General features: G+C 67.9%; 20 protein-coding genes. 9 read left to right on the top strand and 11 right to left on the bottom strand.

Going from position 1 to position 19,763, the window contains the following annotated elements:
* Window positions 1-88: 88 nt before the first annotated feature.
* Window positions 89-1,282, bottom strand: a complete 1,194-nt coding sequence (gene purT / locus QC765_RS07375) for a formate-dependent phosphoribosylglycinamide formyltransferase (RefSeq protein ID WP_278313791.1) — start codon at window positions 1,280-1,282, stop codon at window positions 89-91.
* Between the two features lie 72 nt (window positions 1,283-1,354).
* Here purT and QC765_RS07370 point away from each other — a divergent pair, with 72 nt between their 5' ends.
* The 4 genes from QC765_RS07370 to QC765_RS07355 all read left to right on the top strand — a co-directional run bounded on the left by QC765_RS07370 (window position 1,355) and on the right by QC765_RS07355 (window position 4,552).
* Window positions 1,355-1,786 (top strand): hypothetical protein, encoded by a 432-nt coding sequence (locus QC765_RS07370; protein WP_278313850.1) that lies wholly within the window; start codon window positions 1,355-1,357, stop codon window positions 1,784-1,786.
* A gap of 24 nt (window positions 1,787-1,810) precedes the next feature.
* Entirely contained in the window at window positions 1,811-3,085 is a 1,275-nt protein-coding gene (locus tag QC765_RS07365; protein WP_278313790.1) for a beta-propeller fold lactonase family protein, read from the top strand.
* Between the two features lie 82 nt (window positions 3,086-3,167).
* A complete protein-coding gene (locus tag QC765_RS07360) occupies window positions 3,168-4,097 on the top strand; it encodes a DUF368 domain-containing protein (RefSeq protein WP_278313789.1) in 930 nt (309 codons plus the stop codon).
* A gap of 8 nt (window positions 4,098-4,105) precedes the next feature.
* Window positions 4,106-4,552: a hypothetical protein gene (locus tag QC765_RS07355; protein WP_278313788.1), complete on the top strand. Its 447-nt coding sequence runs from the start codon at window positions 4,106-4,108 to the stop codon at window positions 4,550-4,552.
* On the opposite strand, the gene QC765_RS07350 is transcribed toward QC765_RS07355, so the two are convergent.
* The 3 genes from QC765_RS07350 to QC765_RS07340 are packed head-to-tail and all read right to left on the bottom strand — an operon-like array spanning window position 4,549 to window position 7,815.
* Window positions 4,549-5,253 carry a haloacid dehalogenase type II gene (locus QC765_RS07350; RefSeq protein WP_278313787.1) on the bottom strand — a complete coding sequence of 235 codons (705 nt, stop codon included), beginning with the start codon at window positions 5,251-5,253 and terminating at the stop codon, window positions 4,549-4,551. The two genes, QC765_RS07355 and QC765_RS07350, sit on opposite strands and share 4 nt — an antisense overlap.
* Before the next feature lie 32 nt (window positions 5,254-5,285).
* On the bottom strand, window positions 5,286-6,800 hold the full coding sequence (locus tag QC765_RS07345; RefSeq protein ID WP_278313786.1) for an FAD-dependent oxidoreductase: 1,515 nt from the start codon (window positions 6,798-6,800) through the stop codon (window positions 5,286-5,288).
* A gap of 7 nt (window positions 6,801-6,807) precedes the next feature.
* Complete coding sequence (locus QC765_RS07340; protein ID WP_278313785.1) at window positions 6,808-7,815, bottom strand: AurF N-oxygenase family protein; 1,008 nt, start codon at window positions 7,813-7,815, stop codon at window positions 6,808-6,810.
* 209 nt (window positions 7,816-8,024) lie between these two features.
* Here QC765_RS07340 and QC765_RS07335 point away from each other — a divergent pair, with 209 nt between their 5' ends.
* Window positions 8,025-8,996, top strand: coding sequence for a COX15/CtaA family protein (locus QC765_RS07335; RefSeq protein WP_278313784.1), 972 nt, complete (start codon window positions 8,025-8,027; stop codon window positions 8,994-8,996).
* Window positions 8,997-9,002: 6 nt separating this feature from the next.
* Here the strand turns inward: QC765_RS07335 and QC765_RS07330 are convergent, their stop codons facing one another.
* On the bottom strand, window positions 9,003-9,914 hold the full coding sequence (locus tag QC765_RS07330) for a ribonuclease Z (RefSeq protein WP_278313783.1): 912 nt from the start codon (window positions 9,912-9,914) through the stop codon (window positions 9,003-9,005).
* An 8-nt stretch (window positions 9,915-9,922) separates the two neighbouring features.
* A complete protein-coding gene (locus tag QC765_RS07325) occupies window positions 9,923-11,212 on the bottom strand; it encodes an adenylosuccinate synthase (protein ID WP_278313782.1) in 1,290 nt (429 codons plus the stop codon).
* 116 nt (window positions 11,213-11,328) lie between these two features.
* Between QC765_RS07325 and QC765_RS07320 the strand changes: the two genes are divergently transcribed.
* Complete coding sequence (locus QC765_RS07320) at window positions 11,329-11,982, top strand: hypothetical protein (RefSeq protein WP_278313780.1); 654 nt, start codon at window positions 11,329-11,331, stop codon at window positions 11,980-11,982.
* A 156-nt stretch (window positions 11,983-12,138) separates the two neighbouring features.
* On the opposite strand, the gene QC765_RS07315 is transcribed toward QC765_RS07320, so the two are convergent.
* From QC765_RS07315 to QC765_RS07300, 4 genes are all read right to left on the bottom strand, one after another.
* On the bottom strand, window positions 12,139-13,056 hold the full coding sequence (locus tag QC765_RS07315) for a cation diffusion facilitator family transporter (protein ID WP_278313779.1): 918 nt from the start codon (window positions 13,054-13,056) through the stop codon (window positions 12,139-12,141).
* Between the two features lie 109 nt (window positions 13,057-13,165).
* Complete coding sequence (locus QC765_RS07310) at window positions 13,166-14,398, bottom strand: FUSC family protein (RefSeq protein WP_278313778.1); 1,233 nt, start codon at window positions 14,396-14,398, stop codon at window positions 13,166-13,168.
* A complete protein-coding gene (locus tag QC765_RS07305; RefSeq protein ID WP_278313777.1) occupies window positions 14,331-14,747 on the bottom strand; it encodes a DUF3151 domain-containing protein in 417 nt (138 codons plus the stop codon). Before QC765_RS07305 ends, QC765_RS07310 begins: the two co-directional genes overlap by 68 nt.
* A 47-nt stretch (window positions 14,748-14,794) precedes the next feature.
* Window positions 14,795-16,801 carry a CocE/NonD family hydrolase gene (locus QC765_RS07300; protein WP_278313776.1) on the bottom strand — a complete coding sequence of 669 codons (2,007 nt, stop codon included), beginning with the start codon at window positions 16,799-16,801 and terminating at the stop codon, window positions 14,795-14,797.
* A gap of 95 nt (window positions 16,802-16,896) precedes the next feature.
* Between QC765_RS07300 and QC765_RS07295 the strand changes: the two genes are divergently transcribed.
* Entirely contained in the window at window positions 16,897-17,556 is a 660-nt protein-coding gene (locus QC765_RS07295; RefSeq protein ID WP_278313775.1) for a TetR/AcrR family transcriptional regulator, read from the top strand.
* A 194-nt stretch (window positions 17,557-17,750) separates the two neighbouring features.
* Here the strand turns inward: QC765_RS07295 and QC765_RS07290 are convergent, their stop codons facing one another.
* On the bottom strand, window positions 17,751-18,359 hold the full coding sequence (locus QC765_RS07290; protein WP_278313773.1) for a TetR/AcrR family transcriptional regulator: 609 nt from the start codon (window positions 18,357-18,359) through the stop codon (window positions 17,751-17,753).
* Between the two features lie 95 nt (window positions 18,360-18,454).
* Here QC765_RS07290 and QC765_RS07285 point away from each other — a divergent pair, with 95 nt between their 5' ends.
* Window positions 18,455-18,922 (top strand): PaaI family thioesterase, encoded by a 468-nt coding sequence (locus tag QC765_RS07285; RefSeq protein ID WP_278313772.1) that lies wholly within the window; start codon window positions 18,455-18,457, stop codon window positions 18,920-18,922.
* The gene (locus tag QC765_RS07280) at window positions 18,919-19,746 is read left to right on the top strand and encodes an SDR family oxidoreductase (RefSeq protein ID WP_278313771.1); all 828 of its coding nucleotides are present in this window, start codon (window positions 18,919-18,921) and stop codon (window positions 19,744-19,746) included. Before QC765_RS07285 ends, QC765_RS07280 begins: the two co-directional genes overlap by 4 nt.
* Window positions 19,747-19,763 lie beyond the last annotated feature (17 nt).

Below are 19,763 nucleotides of genomic sequence, written 5' to 3'. Positions count from 1 at the left end.
GCGCGTGTGCGAGAAACGACAGATTCTCCGCGAAGGCTGACGGAAATCGCACACTGGCGATGAGAAGCCCTGGCGACGCGAGAACCAGCTACGGGGTGACAGCGGTGACGCAGGAGGCAGCCTTGGTGGCGTTCTCGCGGGCCTCGTCAATGGTGCCGGCCACAGCAACGGCGACGCCCATGCGCCGGTTCTCGAAGCTCACGGGCTTGCCGAACAACCGGATATCGGTGCCAGGAATCGCGAGCGCCTCGTCGACGCCCTGGAACTGGATAGCGCGCGCATCGACGCCACCGTAGATGACCGCGGAAGCGCCCGGGCTGAGCAGGGTGGTGTCAACGGGGAGCCGGAGCACCGCGCGGGCATGCAGCTCGAACTGGGATAGCCGCTGGGTGGCAAGAGTGACGAGACCGGTGTCATGCGGGCGCGGGCTGACCTCGGAGAAGTAGACCTCGTCGCCCTTGACGAACAGCTCGACGCCAAAGACGCCGCGACCACCGAGCGCGGCGGTGATACTCGCGGCGACGCCCTCGGCAGCGGAGAGCGCTGCATCGCTCATGGGGTGGGGCTGCCAGGACTCGACATAGTCACCGGCGACCTGGCGGTGCCCGATGGGCGCGCAGAAGGAGGTGGTGATGGCGCCGGAATGGGTTGATCGCACGGTGAGGAGGGTGATCTCGTAGTCGAAGTCGACGAATCCCTCGACGATGACGCGATTGTTGTGGACACGGCCGCCGGCGTGGGCGTACTCCCACGCGGATTCGAGGCCGTCAGCGTCGTGGACGACGGATTGGCCCTTGCCGGAGGAGGACATGATCGGCTTGACCACGCAGGGGTAGCCGATGCGCTCGGTGGCGGCAGCAAGCTCGTCGTAGGTGTCGGCGAAGGCATAGGGCGAGGTGGGCAGGCCGAGCTCCTCGGCGGCGAGGCGGCGGATGCCTTCGCGGTTCATGGTGAGCTGGGTCGCGCGGGCGGTGGGGATGACCTCGGTGATGTCGCTGGCCACGGCTTCGGCGAGGGCGTCGGTAGCGATGGCTTCGATCTCGGGAACGACGTAGTGCGGCTTCTCGTGCTTGATCAGCGCGAGCAGCGCGTCCCTGTCCGTCATGTCGATGACATGCGAGCGGTGGGCGACCTGGTGGCCGGGCGCCTTGGCATAGCGATCCACGGCGATGACCTCGACGCCGAGGCGCTGGAACGCGATGATGACTTCCTTGCCGAGCTCGCCTGCGCCGAGCAGCATGACGCGGGTCGCTCCGTCGCTCAGCGGTGTACCGATGATCACCTGGTGTTCCCTCTCCGTGCGCCTCTTGCGTGACCTGTAGAGCCTAGCGGGTGAGACAATGACCTTGTGGATATGGCACTGGCGCTGGAGACAAGAATCGCACTGCTCGCCGCGGGAGCGATATTCCTGTGGGCCCTGCTGCTCGGGGTGTGGAAGTACGTGCAGATCGCGCGCTCGCCAGAGCATGCGGCGCATCCGTACGTCGACATCGCGCACCGGGCGGCGCTGCTGTACTCGTTCGCATCGTTGCTGCTGGCTGTGTTCGCGGAGCTGAGCATCTGGCCGTCGTGGGTCAATGCGGTGGCGGTGCTGGCGGTGCTGGTGTTCTTCGTCGGCGCGATCGCCTCGTACGTGGTGCATGGCTGGCTGCGGGATACGACGAACCAGTTCGACAGCCCGGTGCGAGGGCTGCATGGCTTCATGATCGCTTTGATCGTGGCCGAGATCGGCGGCTTCGCGGTGCTGTTCGCGGGGTTCGTGGCAAGCCTGTTCGCGACAGCTTGACGGTTATGATTATCATTAGCAGCTATGCGACTCCGATCAGCACTGCCCCTCCTCGCCGCAAGCGGTCTTGCCCTCAGCGCCTGCGGCACCAGCACCGAGCCTCCAGCACCAGCTAGCCCAGGATCAGCCAGCCCGGGATCAGCCAGCCCAGGATCAACCAGCACTGCCTCGGCCGTGTCCTCAGCTCCCGCCGCGAGCAGCAAGTCCGAGCAGGATTCCCCGACCCCACGCCTCGCCGTCGCGAGCCCCACCGGCGTCACCGTGCTCGATGCCACCACGCTGGAGACTGTCGGCACCATCACCATCGACGATCTCGCGGCCATCAAGCCAGCCGGCGATGGGCGCCATGCCATCGTTTCCACCGCTGACCAGTTCCGCGTCCTCGACCTGGGCACCTGGACCGACGGCCACGGCGACCACGGCCACTACTACACCAGCGAGCCGCGGCTGATCGAGACATCGTTCGACGCGGGCAAGCCCGCCCACGTGGTCACCCACGCAGGGCGGATCATCCTGTTCGACGACGCCAGCGGCGGGATCCGGTCCCTCGCGGCAACCGACCTCGGCAAGGATGCTCCCGCCACCCTCGAGTACTCCGCGCCCGAGGCACACCACGGCGTGGCCATCGAGCTGTCCTCGGGCGAGCGCATCATCAGCATCGGCGACTCCGAGCAGCGCACCGGGCTCCTCGCCCAGGCTCCCGACGGCACCGAGCTCTACCGCGACGAGAACTGCCCCGGCGTGCACGGCGAGGCCACTGCGGCGCAGGAAGCCTTTCTCGTGGGCTGCCAGGACGGCGTGCTGGTCCACCGCGACGGCGCCTTTGCCAAGATCCCCAGTCCCACCGAGCCAGGTCGCATCGGCACCGCCGCGGGCCAGGACAGCTCCCCCATCGTGCTCACCGACTATCGCGAGACCGAGAACGGGCCCCTCACCACTGTCGCGCTCGTCGATACCGCCAGCATGAGCATCCGCACCGTTGAGCTCGGTACCGAATACACCTCGCGCTCCCTCGCCCGCGACGCCGATGGCCATGCGCTGGTCCTCGGCACGGACGGCGCGATCCACGTGCTCGACCCCGCGACCGGCGAGCTGATCCGCGCCATCCCCGTCATCGACTCCTGGGAGGCTCCCGAGTCCTGGAAGGACCCGCTGCCCATGCTGCACGTCCAGGGCGGCACCGCCTACGTGAGTGATCCCAGCAGCGACACGATCCACGCCGTTGACCTCGCTTCGGAGGAGATCGTCTCCGCGCGGCTCGGCAACACCCCTACCGGCCTCGCCGCCGTCACCGGATAGGGTCGCCCCGCTCGGAAGCGACGCGGCCCGTGCAATGCGGATCACACGCTGATCCCCTGCCGGGCCGCTTACCCTATTACACATGGCGAATGCTCCTAGCACGCATGTGCTCAACGTTGTCCGCGGCGGCCTCATGGGCACCGCCGAGGTGATCCCCGGAGTCAGCGGCGGCACGGTCGCTCTCATCACCGGCCTGTATGACCGGTTGATCCTCTCCGCGGGGCATACCGTGAGCGGGCTCCGCCTCGCCGTCTCGGACATCCCCCGCGGCCAGGGGCCAGGACGTGCCATGGCCGAGCTGCGCAAGGTCGACTGGATCATGATCATCGCCGTGCTCGCCGGCATGGTCGCGATGCTGCTGATCGCCGCGAGAATCCTCGCGCCCCTCGTCGAGGAGCATCCGCAACGATCCTTCGCCGTCTTCTTCGGTCTCGTGCTCGCCTCCATCTGGGTGCCCTATACCCACACCGGTCGGCGCTGGAGCGCCATGAACTATGTCGTCGCGCTCGCCGCCGCTGTAGCCGCGTTCTTCCTCACCGGCTTCCCGGAGGGCAGCGCGTCCGACCCGAGCCCGCTGATCATCATGGGCGCCGCGGCCATCGCCATCAATGCGCTCGTGCTGCCGGGCGTCTCCGGCTCGTTCATGCTGCTCGCCATGGGCCTCTACACCACCACCCTCGATGCGGTGAACGACGGCGATCTCGGCTACATCTTCTACTTCGCTCTTGGCGCCTTCCTCGGGCTCTCCGTGTTCGTCAAGCTCCTCCAGTGGCTGCTCGAGCACTACCACCACCTGACCATGGTGGTGATGACGGGCCTGCTGCTCGGTTCGCTCCGCGCCCTGTGGCCCTGGCAGACCGATAGCCGGGAGCTCCTCGCGCCCAGCGGTGATGTTCCTATCACCTTCGCCCTCATGGCCATTGGCGCGATCACTGTCCTCGCGATCATGATCATCGCGCGCCGCTACGAGAAGCCACGAGTCGAGGCCACGACTACTCGCGCCGACGCCTGACGATCCGCATGACATCCCGACTCGCGCTCTGCCTGCTCGCCGTTCATGCGGTCGCGGGCGTCATCGGCGGCATCGCCATGCGCGGGTCCGGGCTGGGTGAATGGGCGACGGCGATCCCGCTGGGCATGGCCATCGGGCTGGGGGCCGGGGCATTCGCGACCGTGGGAGCGACGCTCGCGCTGCGGCTCGAATCCCGGCGCCCCTCCCCCACCGGCTTCGCATGGCGGCGGCGCTACACCGCTGCGGTGGCCGCGACCGTCCTCATCGGTACCGGAGTGGCGCTCTCCGCGCTCGCTACCGCCCGCGCGGGCAATGTCACCGCGCTCACCCTTATCGAGCTGCTGGTCGTCGTCACGGTCACTATCGCGTTCTCGCTGATCTCGGCAGGGATCTCCCAGCCCTGCCTGCCCCGGCGCCACGGCAATGGCGGGAACGAGCATGATCACCTGTTCTAGCGGTTGCTCGCCACCCAGTCCGCTAGCTCGCCAAAGCTCGTGACGTTGGCGTCGAACACCGCCTCCGGCGCGACATCCACCTCCGCGCCCGGCCCATGTTCATCAGGCCGTGCCACGAAGGCGGTGCGGAACCCGAGCGATCGCGCGGCGTGGAGATCGTACTTGTGGCTTGCCACCATGAGGATCTCGCGCGGTGGCACGCCCAGGTAGCGGGCAGCCCCGAGGTACACCCGCGGGTCGGGCTTGAAGGTGCCGAACATCTCCGCCGCGAGGAGCACTGTCCACGGGATCCGTGAATGCCGGGCGATGCCCACCACCGCGGAAACGTCCGCATTGGAGAGCGTGGCGGTGATGGCGTGCTCATTGAGGGCACGCACGCCGTCGATGACATCGGGCCACGGCTCGAGCCGCTGCCAGGAGCGCGCGAGCTGCTCCCGCTGGTCGTCGGTCGCCTCGAGCCGATGCTCGTGCAGCAACTCGTCGAGAGCCGTCCGATAGACCGAGTGGACACTGATCCAGTCGCCGTCGTGCCCCGCGAGATCGGTGAGCGCCTCGAAGTACAGGGCCCGCCACGCATTGACGAATCCGCCCCAGCCAGCCTCCGTGGGCGCAGCGCCCAGTACCGAGCCGCATGCCTCGGTGACGGTGGTGTGGAAGTCCGTGGCAGTGCCTTGGACGTCGAACAGGACAGCAGTGATCATGCAGCAACTCAATCACGGCAGCGCGGACGGGGCTAGCGGCGCACTGCTCCGTGGAGAATCCCGTTGTTGTAATCCTCGATCAGGTTGTCAACGGTTTCCTTCGCGCAGGTCTTGTTGGTGCCGATGAACCCGGATGGCCCGCGCTTGATCCAGCCGGTGACATAGGTGCCACGCCGGGGCGTTCCGTTGGTCTCGGTGACGCGACCCTCGATGTTGGGGATGATTCCACGCGCTTCATCGAAGGGCACGCCGGGCAGCGCGCTCCCGCGGTAGCCGACCGAGCGGATGACCAGACCGGTGCTGATGGCCTCGGTGTGGCCGGTGCCGACGGCCATGACCCGCCCCTCCTGCTCGATGAGAGCGTTGCGCTCGGCGGTGATGCTAGTGACCCGCTCGCCACCATTGATCGCTTGCGGCGCGGTCAGGTAGCGCAGCACGATGCGACGCTCCTCCGGTCCGGGATCCTGCACGGTGAGCGCGATCTCCTCGGCGATCTCGAGCTTGCGCTCGGTGGCCGACGCGAGCGTTCCGTTGTTGCGCTGCAGCTCGGTGGCCGCATCGATGTGGAGCTCCTGCTTGTCGATGACGAGGCGAGCGGGGTGCTTTCGCGCGAGGCCGAGCAGCTCGGGCAGAGTGTAGGCGGCCTGCGCTGGCCCGCGGCGCCCGAGGATGACGACCTCGCGCACAGCGCTGGATCGCAGTGCCTCGAGAGCGTGCGGCGCGATGCTCGTGCGGGCGAGCTTGTCGGGGTCAGTGGTGAGGATGCGCGCCATGTCTAGGGCGACGTTGCCGTTGCCGACGATGACGACCCGCTCGTGGTCGAGGGGGAAGTCGCGGTCAGCGTGGTCGGGGTGGCCGTTGTACCAAGCAACGAAGTCGGTGGCGGCCACGCTGCCCGGCAGGTCCTCGCCGGGGATCCCGAGCCTGCGGTCCGAGGAGGCGCCGGTCGCGTAGATCACCGCGTGATGGGAGTCATGGAGCTCCGCATCCGTGATGCTGGTGCCAAGCTCCGCGCCGAAGCGTTGCTCGAGCCTCCGGTCCGCGCTGATGATGTCGAACAGGTCCGCGACCTTGCGGGTTGCCTCATGGTCGGGAGCGACGCCGTATCGGGCAAGGCCATAGGGGCGGGCAAGCCGCTCGAGCATGGTGACGGCCACATCGCGCTGCTTGAGCAACTCGTCGGCGGCGTACATCGCGGCGGGCCCCGAGCCGACGATGGCGACGCGCAACGGGTCGGGCGAAGGTTGCTTGCGTGGCGAGATGGGGATCAGCGCGAGCGGGGTTCGGGGCCGGGGCTGCTGGTAGAAGGCCGCGTTGATCTCCTCGAACTCCTTCTGGTGCGGCTCGAGCTTGCGGTGGGGCACGATGGCGTCCACCGGGCAGGCATCCACGCAGGCCCCGCAGTCGACGCAGGACTCCGGGTCGATATGGAGCATCTCGGCCGTGAGGAAGTCGGGCTCGTCGGGGCTGGGATGGATGCAGTTGACGGGGCAGGCGAAGACGCAGGACGCGTCCGCGCAGCACGCTTGCGTGACGACATGGGGCATGCGCGGATCACGCTGCCCGGGTGAGGCTCGCGACCATCGCTTGGTCCGAGGTGGGCTCGCTGCGGTAGCGGGTGGGCCGCCCGGCGATGCCGCACAGCTTCCAGACTGCCTTCGCCACGGGGGTCATCAGGCCGGCGTCGCGGGCGAGGGCGCGCACGTCACCGAAGATGTCGCGCAGGGTCTCCTTCGATTCCGGAGACTCCCAGTAGAGCTCCTTGATGACGGAGCGGGGGATCTCGAAGCGGTCTACGAACTGCTGCGGCGGGATGACGATGATGTCGCACATCCAGCGCATCGTGACCGGGAAGAGCACCGAGAGCAGGTGCTTCTTGACGGGGTTGAGGGCGGGCACGTTGCGCAGGAGGTACTGGTGCGCGAACGAGATGTGCCGGGCCTCCTCGGCCACGTGGATCTGCATGACCCGCTCGAGCATGGGGTGGAGCTCGCCGCCCGCGCGCAGGATCGATTTCTGCACGTGGTCGATGGGCTCCTCGCCACCGAGGACGAAGGTGAAGAACCACTCGGGGTAGATGCGCACGGCTATGCCGACGAGCGGCACGAGCTTGCGGAGCAGGCCGGTCATGCCGGGGACGTCCGCGCCGATACGGTTGACGCCTTCCTGGAACATCAGGGTGTGGTTGCATTCCTCGCCCGCCTCGTGGGTGACGTAGCGGAACTCCGGGTTGCCGTTATCCAGCATGAACGCGTAGTGCATGATGCCGCGGATAAGGACGTTCTCGAAGTGAAGGCCGACCTTCATGATGTTGGCCTGGCGCCACATGCCCATGGCGATCTGCTTCTCGCGGGGCTGCGCGAGGTACCAGGGATGGCGGCCGAGCGGATCGGCCTTGGGGAGGATCCAGCGGGGGTCGTCGGCGATGACGGCATACTCGTCGGAGTCCCAGGCGATGTCCTCGTAGGGGTCGAAGTGCTTGCGCGTGGACCCCTCGGAGAGGGTAGTGAGGAGGTCGGTGTACTGGCTGGCTTTCACAGCTTCGTCGATGGAAAGCGTCATGATTACCCCTTTAGAGTATCTTGGTCATCATGTCTCACTTGAGACGCTTCTGACGGTAAGCCGCCCAGGCAAACATGTCAATGTTCATTGGCACAATTGATGTGGGCACAATCTGGTAACAACGCTCACCAGGCCAGATGCATCGCGAAGGCCCTATGGCGCGCATCACTACATGCTTGGCGCTCCTGGTTTTGGGTAGCTTCATGGGCATGAGCCCGACCAATCCGAAGCGAGTCCTGGTACTCGCAGAACCAGGCCTTGCCACCCGGTCCTCTCACGAGGCCTTGAAGCAGCTCGAGGCAGAGAACTACGACATCACGATCTCGACCCGCTCGCTCCCCCTCGACAAGGACGGCGAGATCATCCTCAGCAGCACCGCGTCGGAGACCGGCGAGGGCAACGCGCCCGACATCGTCATCGGGGTCACCGAACTGCCCCGCCTCGGCAAGAACGGCCCCATCGCGATCGATATCGAATCCCGTGCCGACGCCGCACTGATCTCCCTGCCCGGGCTAGGAGCCACCAGGCACGCGAGCAAGGTTGCCGATGCCATTTCAACAGTCCTCCAGACCGGGACCGAGGGCCAGCGGACCGCTTTCGGAGCACGCGCCCCCCGCTGGCCACGGGTGCTGCTCGGAATGATCCGCGTGAACCGCCCGTGGAGGCTGGTTCCCAGCTTGTCGAGCGCGATGGCCGCAGCGGCCGCGACCGCCGCCTTCGGCATCTTCTTCTCCAGCATCTGGATGATGGCTACCGCGCTCCACCCCGCCAGGCTCACCCTGATCACCGCCATGTCGATCGTCGCGATGACCCTCTGGCTCATCGCCTACAACCGGCTCTGGGATCCCCCTGGCTCCCGCGGCAAGCACACCCATGCCGCGGTCTACAACCTCGCCACCGTGCTCACCGTGGGCCTGGGCGTCAGCCTGATGTATGTGGGCCTCTACATCGCTACGATGATCGGCGCTCTCGTCGTCATTTCCTGGGAGTACTTCGGCACCACGCTGGGCGAACCGGCATCGCTAGCGGACTACGCGAAGCTCGCGTGGCTGTCCACCTCGATGGGAACCGTGGCCGGCGCGCTCGGCTCGAGCGCCGAGGACACCACGGAGATCCAGCGGGCCGCGTTCGCCAACCGCGAGCGCGAGCGCAGATCAGCACGGGAGTCGGACGATTCCTGAGCGCCGCTAGTCCAGCGCGATGACGTCGAGATCGCGCGCGATGTGGATCGGCCCGTCGAACTCGTTCCGCGCCTCGTCCTCGAAGGCCTGCATGGCACCGAGCCCGTAGCGCTGGGAAAAATGCGTGAGCACGAGCCTGCGCGCCCCCGCGAGCGACGCGATGCGACCAGCCTGCCGCGCGGTGAGATGCCGGTATCGTGCCGCGATGTGCTCCTCGGCGGACAGGAACGTGGCCTCGATGACGAGGGTGTCCACGCCGCGCGCCAGAGCGATGGCATTGTCGCACCAGCCGGTGTCCATCACGAAGGCCAGGGAGGCGCCCCGTCGCGGGGTGGAGTAGTCCGCTAGCTCGATGATGCGTCCGGAATCGAGCTGGAGGTGCCCCTGCTGCTTGAGCTGCCCGACCCGCGGCCCGGCCACCCCGATCGCGGCGAGCTCCTCGGCATGCATGTGCACGCTATCGGGCTCGGCGATGCGATAGCCGTAGACCGGGATGCTGTGCAGCAGCGGCAAAGCCGTCGTCCGCGGATCACCGAACGTGGGCGGCTCGGGACCGTCGAGCGGATGCGGCCGGATCATCTCCGTGGGGTGGAACTCGCTCGCCCACCGCAGGCGCTGGTAGTACTGCTCCCCCGCCGCGGGGTAGGCCACCATCACCTCGTGCGGCACGCCATCGCGCGCGATGCGCTGGATGATGCCCGGCAGGCCGAGGCAATGGTCACCGTGGAAGTGCGTGATGCACACCTGGTTGATGTCATGCGCGGAGATGCCCGCGTGCGACATCTGCCGCTGGGTGCCCTCGCCGGGGTCGAGGAGGATGCCCGACCGGCCCCAGCGCACGAAGTACCCATTGTGGTTGCGCTGGCGCGTGGGGACAGCACTGGCCGTCCCGAGGATCACGAGCTCGCGCGGGGACAATGCCCTGCTCAGGCGAGGATGTCGCGGCGCACGATGGTCTGCTCGCGGCCCGGGCCGACACCGATGCAGGAGACATGCGCCCCCGAGAGCTCCTCGAGCCGCAGCACGTAGTCGCGGGCGTTCTTCGGCAGCTCCTCGAATGTGCGGGCCTCGGAGATGTCCTCCCACCAGCCGGGCATCTCCTCGAAAACCGGCTTCGCGTGGTGGATGTCGGTCTGCGTCATCGGCATTTCATCGACGCGCTTGCCGTCGATCTCGTAGCCCACGCAGATCGGCACGGTCTCGAGCCCCGAGAGCACATCGAGCTTGGTGAGGAAGTAGTCGGTGATGCCGTTGACACGGGTGGCATACCGGGCGATAACGGCGTCGAACCAGCCGCAGCGGCGCGCGCGCCCCGTCGTGACCCCGACCTCGCCACCCTGCTTCGCGAGGTAGGCGCCCTGCTCATCGAAGAGCTCCGTGGGGAATGGACCTGAACCGACACGAGTGGTGTAGGCCTTGAGGATTCCCAGGACGGTGGTGATCCTCGTCGGGCCCACGCCGGAGCCCACCGAGGCGCCACCCGCGGTCGGGTTGGACGAGGTGACGAACGGATAGGTGCCGTGATCGACATCGAGCATGGTGCCCTGCGAGCCCTCGAGCAGCACGACCTCATCGCGGTCGAGAGCGTTGCCGAGCAGCAGGCCGGTGTCAGCGATGCGATGCTTGAACCCCTCGGCCTGCTCGAGCACGCCGTCGACGATCTGATCCGCATCAAGCGCGCGGCGGTTGTAGATCTTGGTGAGGATCTGGTTCTTCACCTCGAGCGCGGCCTCGACCTTGCGGCGCAGGATGCTCTCGTCGAGCACATCCTGGGCCCGCACGCCCACGCGCGCGATCTTGTCCTGGTAGCACGGCCCGATGCCGCGACCCGTGGTACCGATCTTGCGGTTGCCGAGGAAGCGCTCGGTCACCTTGTCGATGGCCACGTGGTAGGGCATCAGCAGGTGCGCATCGGCCGAGATCAGCAGCCGTGACGTATCAACGCCGCGATCCTCGAGGCCGGAGAGCTCGTCGAGCAGCACCGCCGGATCCACCACGACACCATTGCCGATGACGTTGGTGACCTCGGGGGTGAGGATCCCTGACGGGATGAGGTGCAGCGCGAAGTGGTCCCCGTTGGGCAGGACGACCGTGTGCCCCGCGTTGTTGCCTCCCTGGTAGCGGACCACCCAGTGGACCCGTCCGCCGAGCAGGTCCGTTGCTTTGCCCTTACCCTCGTCGCCCCATTGGGCACCGATCAGGACGATTGCCGGCATTCCCTCACTCCTGTGTTGTGGTTCTGGCTGCGGGCGTGGCCACGCCGCATGGCAACGAGGCGATAAGGTCAGAACTCGCACGCAACCAGATGACCACCTTATCCCAGGAGGCCGCGATGACCACCGTTGTCCTCACACTCCAGGGCTCCACGGTCCCCGCGGCATTGCGCCACCTCCCCGGGATCACGCTCGGCAGCCCCACCGACCGGGCCGAGATCGACAGTGCCACAAAGGATGCGCGGCGCGTGATCGTGGTGGGCACCGATGCCTTGCTCGCGGCCGTTGTCACCCGGTTGATGCGCAAGGACCGGCTCCATGTGGATGTCGCGCTCGTGCCCACCGGGGCCTCCCGCGCCACCCGCGTCTACCGGCTGCCCACCGGCCGGTCAGCAACCCGGCTTGCCCTCGACGGCTCCGCCCAGCCATTCCCGCTGATCCGGGACGACACGGGAACCGCGCTCGTGGGCTCGGCGATCATGCGGGGCCCCGCGGGCGAGGAACTCTTCGGCGAGGCCTACGTGGATGACTCGCGCTTGTTCCGCGGCCCAGCGCGGGGAATCGAGATCAGGCCCTCGCGCCGCTTGCCGGGAGTGCGGGCCACGCTGCTCGGCCGGCTACCAAGCAGGCGCTGGCTGGAAGGGCGAGCCATCCAGACGGGCGCCCGCGAGATCGCGCTCAGCCGTGACGGCGTGGACCATCCGCGGGTGATCACCCGCTCCACGTTCTACCGGCATACCGAGAACTGGCGATTGGTGTGCGTGCGCGATTGATCGCGTCACGCGGATCGGCAAAGGCCTATGAGACTCAACTATTCCCCCGGAACCAAGCCGATTTCGTTGAGTCTCATAGGCTTCTGCGGCGCCGTACCGCACCGCACGGAACCGCCCCGCCTCGAGCGAGTCACCACGTGACGGTGTGCTCCCTCGTCACCACGTGACGGTGTGCTCGCAGTGGCGCTTCTCCTCCGGGGAGTCGATCTGGATGGTGGCGTGATCGAGCCCGTGCGCGGCAAGGGCATTCTTCGCCTGCCGCAGGATCTCCTGGTTGTCCGCGCTGGTGGTCAGGTGGACAGTAACGACGTCCATGCCGGTGGTCAGGCTCCAGATGTGCAGGTCATGCACGTCCTCCACGCCGGGGATCGCCGAGAGATCCGCATCGACCCGGGCGACATCGACCTCGGCGGGCGAAGCCTGGGTGAGAATGCGCAGTGCTTGCCCGGCGAGCTTGAGCGCGCGGGGAACGATCCAGATCGAGATGAGGACACCGGCGACAGCATCCGCGCGGGTCCAGCCGAACGCTAGGGTGAGCACGCCGGCGATGAGCACTCCGATGCTGCTCACGGCGTCCGCGAGGACCTCCATGTAGGCACCCTTCATCGCGAGCGACTCGCGGGATCCCCCGCGGATGATGAGGAGCACCACGATGTTCGCGGCAAGGCCGGCGAGGGCGACGAGGATCATCGGGAGACCGGGGACCTCGGGCGGCGCGCTCATGCGCTCGATGGCCTCGATGAGGATGTAGGCGGAGATGCCGAGCAGCAGCGTGGCGTTGATGATCGCGGTGAGCACCTCGGCGCGGTGCCAGCCGAAGGTGCGGCGGGGGTTGCGGCTGCCGCGATGGGCGAGGATGAGCGCGGCGATGCCCATGAGGAGCGCGATGACGTCGGTGGCCATGTGGCCGGCGTCGGCGAGCAGCGCCAGCGAGCCGATCAGGATGCCGACAACGACCTCGAGGATGAGGAAGGCGACGATGATGGCGAGCCCGATGAGCATGCGATTGATGCGTGCCCGGGTGGGCTTCTCGCCTGGTTCGATGCCATGCCCGTGGCCGTGTCCCGCGCCCATGGTGCCTCCTCGGGGTTCGCTCTGGTTTCGCTCGACGTTCCCAAGTATGCACACATACGCATGTATTGTTCAATGCTTGAGTGAGGTCGGCCACGCGGAATGACCCGGCCTACGCCTCCTCGTCCTCCGGCGGCACCGCGGGATGCTCCACCGTCGGCGGCAGCGTCGCTAGCGCCGACACTCGCTTCAGCCCGCTCACCTGGAACAGGTCCACCAGGATCGAGCGCACCTGGGCGAGCACGACGCCGGAGGACAATCCTCGCCCCGATACCAGCTCGAACCTCGCCCGCCGCGCCACGGTCCGCAGGCGCCGCGCGGCCTCTGCCTCGTCCGGCTTGTCCCCCGGATCCGCCAGCACCATTTGCCGCACAACATCGGCAGCGACCGCGAGCTCCCGCACGAGATCGACCAGCGCGGGATCGAGCCGCTCGCCGTCGAGCACCAGGGTCAGCGCGCGCCGGGCCAGCACCCTCGTGTTGCGCACCGCTGCATCAATGGGGTCGGCCGTCTCGGCCAGCCTGTCGAGCCGGGAACGGGACGCCCAATACACCGGGGCGAGCCTGCTGATATCGCGGCCACCCTTGAGGTCCGAGCGCAACTGATCGATGCCTGGTTGCGTTGCCCGGGCCCGTCGCAGCGCCACCTCGATCACGCTCGCATCGCCCGCATCGAGGCCGCGCGCGACCTGCCGCAGCACAGCCGCCACCTCGGCAAGGATCGCCCCCGCGTCCCGCCTGGCCCGCCGCACGGGATGCGTCGGTAGCATCGCCACCACCAGGACTCCGACGGCCCCGCCGATGAGCGCATCGATCACCCGGCTCAGGCCCGCATCGTCGCCAGGCGGCAGCAGGGTGGCTACCAGCACGCCGGAGGTGGCGGCCTGCATCGTGATGACGGGGCCGCCATCGACGAGCACTGCCACGGCCATGGCGAGGCCGACGACCATCGCGATCTGCCAGGGACCGGTGCCGATCATCGCGATCAGCAACGTTCCCACACCAATGCCCACCGATACCCCGGCGAGCAGCTCGAACACGCGCCGCACGCGGGTCGCCAGCGTCAGCCCGAGGGAGACGACCGCCGCTATGGGAGCGAAGAACGGCTGCGGGTTTCCGACCACGTCCTTGGCGATCCACCAGGCCAGGCCCGCGGCGGTGGCGCACTGGATGATCGGGATGGTCGAGAGCACCAGCCGTCGTACAGGATCGCGAATAGGCTGCGGCAGCCGCGCCGAGAGATCGTGCGCGAGCTGCCGCAGGAATGCGTCGATGCGCCTAGCCGAGACCAAGTTCGTGCGCCGCGCGGGGATCGCAATCCTCGAGCAGGTCCAGGCAGCGGGCATGCTCCGCATCCTCGCGGATGCCCTTGGCGGCGCGCGCGAGCGCTCCAACGGCGCGCAGGAAGCCCTGGTTGCCCTCATGGCTCCACGGCACCGGGCCGAAGCCCTTCCAGCCGTGGCGGCGCAACTGATCGAGCCCGCGGTGGTAGCCGGTGCGGGCGAACGCGTAGGCGGTGACGAACTGGTCATTGTCGAGCGCGCGCTCGGCCAGCGCTGCCCAGGCGATCGATGCCGCTGGGTACTTGGCCGCGACCTGCTCAGGGTCGGCGTGGTTGAGCAGCTCCGATTCCGCTTCCTCGTCGCCGGGCAGGAGGACGGGCTGTGGGCCCATGAGATCACCAAAAGACGTCATGCGGCCATGCTAGTCCTGATGCGCCGCCGCGCGAACGTGCGTGCCCGCTAGCCGGTGGTGGTGAGCAGCAGCCAGCTGGGCGTAGCGGGATCGAGCTCGATGTGCTGCGGCTGCAGGCCCGTCGCCGCGAGGCTGGGAATCAGCGGCAGGTATCGCACGGGGTTGCCGGCGGCGACGGTGACCCGCATCCGGTGGCCGGCCTTGAGGAGCGCATCGGTGTGGCGCAGGTCGATATCGAGGACGGTGCGCTCGCCGGGGATCACGGGCTGGATGGACTCGCGGGTGAGCGGGTGCACCGCGTCGAGGTAGTCGCCTGCCGCAGTGGCCGTGCTGCGCGCTGGGTCGACAGCTCTCCGGGAGGAAAGGAGCCCGCCGCTCGTGAGCGTGGTGGAGGTGCCGTCGGGCGCGACATCCTGGACGGTGACATGCCACATGCCCTCGGGCAGATCCGTGGTGGTGACGAGCCGAAGGTTCATCGGTCCGGACACGCTGGTGGCGGCACTGAATGGCTCGCTGGTGAAGGTGAGCGCCTCGGTCTCGGCGGTGCGGCTGTCGCGGGTGCATCGCGCGCCGAGGATCGCGAGGAGGCCCGCAGTGCCGAGGGCGGCGTCGCGGGAGCAGGCATTCTGCACGCCGGGGCCGATGCTGAGCCGGGCGGGGCCCGAGGGCTTGTCGCCGAGGCTGCCGTCATGCACGGCGTGCGGGGCGGTGCCGCTTGCCGCGGCGTCGAGGTAGAGCTTGCGCGGCTGGGAGCCGGGCCGGGGCAGCGCGGTGGTGGCGGTCCAGCCGCCACCCATTTGATCGGAGATGATCGGTCCGTAGTTCTCGATCCCGTTGGGCACCCCTCGAACCCATCGGTCGAACCAGGCGCTCTCGAGAGTGTCGAGCGCGGGTGGCTGCCCCGGCCCGCCGGTGCGGTAGCCGGGATTGATGTGGTAGTTCTGCCCCATCAGGAGCTTCTTGCGCGCAGCGGGCAGCTGGAGCCGCTCGAAGATGCGGGCCTGGCCACGGGAGAAGATGTCGTGGTAGGCACCGACGACGAAGGTGGGCACGGTGATGTTCTCGATGGCGGGGTTGATGCCGGCGTAGAACGGGCCATCGTGGGCGGCGGGCCCCGTAGCGAGGAAGGCTGCCTCGACGAGCTCGGGCCCCATCACCAGGGGGTCGGCGAAGCGGTCAGCGAGCCAGACTGGGTCGAACTGCCCGGATAGCAGCGCGTCGAGGGAAGGCAGGAACTTGAGGCCGTTGACGAGCGCGATCCACAGCGGCATGAAGCCCACGCCTCCGGCACCGCCGGTCATGACGATGTCATGGGCGAGATCCTCGGCGGGCTCGACGGCGAAGACGGCCTTCAGCGACGGCGGCTGGAGCGCCGCGGCCTGCAGGCTGTTGATGGCGGAGTAGGAGATCCCCGCCATGGCGGTATCGCCGTTGGACCAGTCCTGGTTGCTGGCCCAGTCGAGGATCTCCAGGGTGTCCTGCTGCTCGCGGCCCTGGAGCACCTGCCATGTTCCTTGCGAGTAGCCAGTCCCGCGCACATCCGCGATCACCTGCACGTATCCGCTGCGGATGAGGTCGCGGTTGACCCCCAGGAGCCGCGCGCCGCCGCCCGGGATCACCTGGGCGAGCTCGTGCAGGCCGTCGAGCGGAGCGTCCCACAGGCTCGCGTCAGCGATCACGGAATCGAGCAGGGGGCGCAGCTCGGGATGCTCGGTGACGGCGTCGACGAGGGTGTCGACGAGCCGCGTGTAGGGGGTGAGGTTGAGCAGCGTCGGCAGCGGCTCGGCGATCGGGTTGCCCGCGGCGTCGGCGGGGCGGTAGACGGTGGCGCGGAGAATGGTGCCGTCGCTCATCGGGATCTCGACATCCTCGGTGACCGCGATTCCCGGATGCTCGGGCGATGCGGTGGCCCATTGCTGCGCGTGCTGGCCGCCGTCGATGGGCACGCCAGGCGCAGCGAGCGCCGTGCCGCCGGGGATGCCAAGCGGGAGGAGGAGCGTGGCCGACAGGAGCAGAGCAGCGCTCAGCGTCGCGGCCCGTGAGGTGTGAGGCACAAGGCATTCCTTGGAGAGGATGGCGTGGATCACCTAGGAAGATAGCATCTGCTTTCTTTCTTTGATAGGAGGATGCGCCAGATACGATCAAGCACGTGGCAGCACGCACCCGCCCCGACGCTGGGCATCCAGACGCCGGACATCCCGCTCCTGGGCCCACCCGGCCACGGCGAACCCAGGCCGAGCGCAAGCACGCCACCATCACCGCGATCCTCGACGCCACGATCGACGCCATCGCCGAGGTTGGGTACGCGCGCACCACGATCCAGGAGATCGTCACCCGCGCCGGCGTCTCCCAGGGCGCACTGTTCCGCCACTTCCCCACTCGCCTCGACGTGATCGTCGACGCCGCCGAGGAAGTAGGCGCCCGGCAGGTCCGCGAGTTCCTCCGCATCCTCGAGAGCAGCCCCGCCCCCGTCGATGCCGCCACGCTGCTCGAAGCGCAGCGCGCCATCGCCCGCGCCCCCTACAGCGCCGTGTGGGACGAGCTGCTCGTCAATGCTCGCACCGACACCCAGCTCCGCGACCGCGTCAGCCCCACCTTTCATCGCTACACCGAAGCGATCCAGGCCGCGGCGAACTCCCTGCCCGCCCTCGCCCACCTGCACGAGGGCCAGCGCCGCGCGCTGCTCGTGCTCACCCTCTCCCTCTTCGGCGGCGAGGCCCGCTACCGGAATATCCGCGCTGACCAGAAGCTCGACCACGAGACCCTCCAGCTCATGCTCGACCTCGCCCAGCACCTCGGCATCGACTAGCAGTTGCCCCCGCGCGGTGCGGGCGCGAGCAGGACAGTGCCCGCCGGAGCGCGCCACCGGCAAAAGCACCGGAAACCGTCGAACGCGATAGAAGCCGACCTGGGGATTTCCGCAGCTTCTATCGCGTTTGCGGCGACGGGCACCCGTCACGCCGCACACTTCGGCGGCACCCTGCAGCTACACCCGTCACGCCGTCACGGGGACTGGACCAGGACCAGCAGCTCCGCCCTGATGATCGGCCATCTGTCGGCCGTGGTGGAATCCCGCGGTTCCAGCGCGTTGGCGAACGCCACTCCCCGCAGCGCGGCTAGTACCACGCTGCTGCGCGCCTTCCACCGGTCGACTGGCATTCCGACCGGGATGAGCTGGTCAACCGTCGCCGCGATCGCCCTGGAGAGCTTCCTCTCCACAGGAGCCAGTGCTGCATAGAGCTCCTCGTTCTCCGCCGCCGCTGTCCACACCTTGATCCAGACCACGAAGAGATCACTATCGAAGATCGCCCAGGCGGCATCGAGCAGCTCGCCCGGTCGGCCGGGATCCTCGGCGGGAATGCTCTGGACGAGACGCGCTAGCTCGTCGACGCAGCGGCGCCCGACCTCGTCGATCGCGGCAGCAATGAGCGCGATGCGGCCCGGGAACTGGTGCGCCAGGGCACCGAGCGAGACCTCGGCATTCGCCGCGATGTTCCTGGTCGTGGCATAGCCGTAGCCGCCTTGGCGCAGACAGTCGATGGTCGCGTCGATCAGCCGCGCGCGCATCTCGGCGCTACGTTGCCGCTGGGTACGGGCACTAGTCGAGGTCACGCGAATACTCTAGCCCTTGCCGATCAGCTGACCGGGAAGCTACCGTGACAAGAAACCGATCACCCGATCGGTAAGGACTGGCGAGAGGATCTCCCGTGCCCCCGTTCGATACCGATCAGCCCCAGGCGACGTCGATCATCAATACCTTTATCCAGCAGGCCATTCCCGCAGTGACCCGTCTCGGGATCGAGGTGGTGGAGCTCCGCGAGGGCCGCGCGGTCAGCGGGCTTCCGCTCGAGGGAAATGCCAACCACTTTGGCGCCATGTACGCCGGTTCATTGTTCTGCGCGGGCGAACTGCTCGCAGGAGTCCTGGTGGCGCCGAGCTTCGATATCGCCGCTTACTACCCCACGGTGAAGCACCTGGCCATCGACTACCTCCGCCCAGCGCGCACCGATGTCCTCGCGACCGCGGAGCTCGACACGACGACGCTGGAACGAATGCGCGCTGACGTCGCTGCCCAAGGCCGCGCGTCCTGGCCGCTCGCCGTCGAGATCACCGATACCAGCGGCGAGATCGTGGCCACGATGAGCGGCGAGTGCCAGGTCAGGAGCTGGGCATGAGCGAGCAGCACGAGCTAGCAGGAAAGACGATCGTCATGAGCGGCGGCAGCCGCGGGATAGGTCTCGCGATCGGGATCGCCGCAGGACGCCTTGGCGCCAACGTGGTCATGCTCGCGAAGACCGACAAGCCGCACCCGCGCCTCGAGGGCACCGTGCATACCGCGGCGGAGCAGATCCGTGCCGCAGGCGGGCAAGCGCTCGGGGTCGTCGGCGATGTGCGCGACGAGGAGTCGGTGAACAATGCCATCGATCAGGCCGTGCGCGAGTTCGGCGGGGTCGATGTCGTGGTCAACAACGCCAGCGCGATCTCGCTGACCGGCACGGAAGCAACATCGCCGAAGCAGTTCGACCTGATGCAATCGATCCAGCAACGGGGCACGTTCCTCCTCACCCGCGCAGCGATCCCGCACCTGAGAAAGTCCAGCAATCCCCACGTGCTCTCGCTCTCGCCGCCCTTGAACCTCTCCCCCAAATGGCTCGGCGCCTTCCCTCCCTACACGCTCGCCAAGTACGGCATGACGCTCCTGACCCTCGGCATCGCCGCTGAGCTCGAGCCGGACGGGATCGCCGCGAACTGCCTCTGGCCGGAGTCGGTCATCGCGACCGCCGCGACCGAGATGCTCATGGGCGACAAGCAGGCCGAGGTCTCGCGAAAGCCCGAGATCATGGCGGACGCGGCCATCCTCATCCTGAGCAGCAGCGCGGCCGGGAACTCGGGGCGCGCATTGATCGATGTGGACGTTCTCGCCGCGCACGGCATCACCGATCTCACGCCGTACGGGCCATCCGAGGGCGTCGCGCTCGACCTCTACCTCGACAAGTAGGCCCGCGGGATCTGGAT

It is taken from the genome of Hoyosella levis (assembly GCF_026008515.1).
GTDB classification, from domain to species: Bacteria; Actinomycetota; Actinomycetes; order Mycobacteriales; family Mycobacteriaceae; genus Lolliginicoccus; species Lolliginicoccus levis.
The sequence above is the reverse complement of the archived record's forward strand: the minus strand, read 5'-3'. Positions and strand labels throughout refer to the sequence as shown.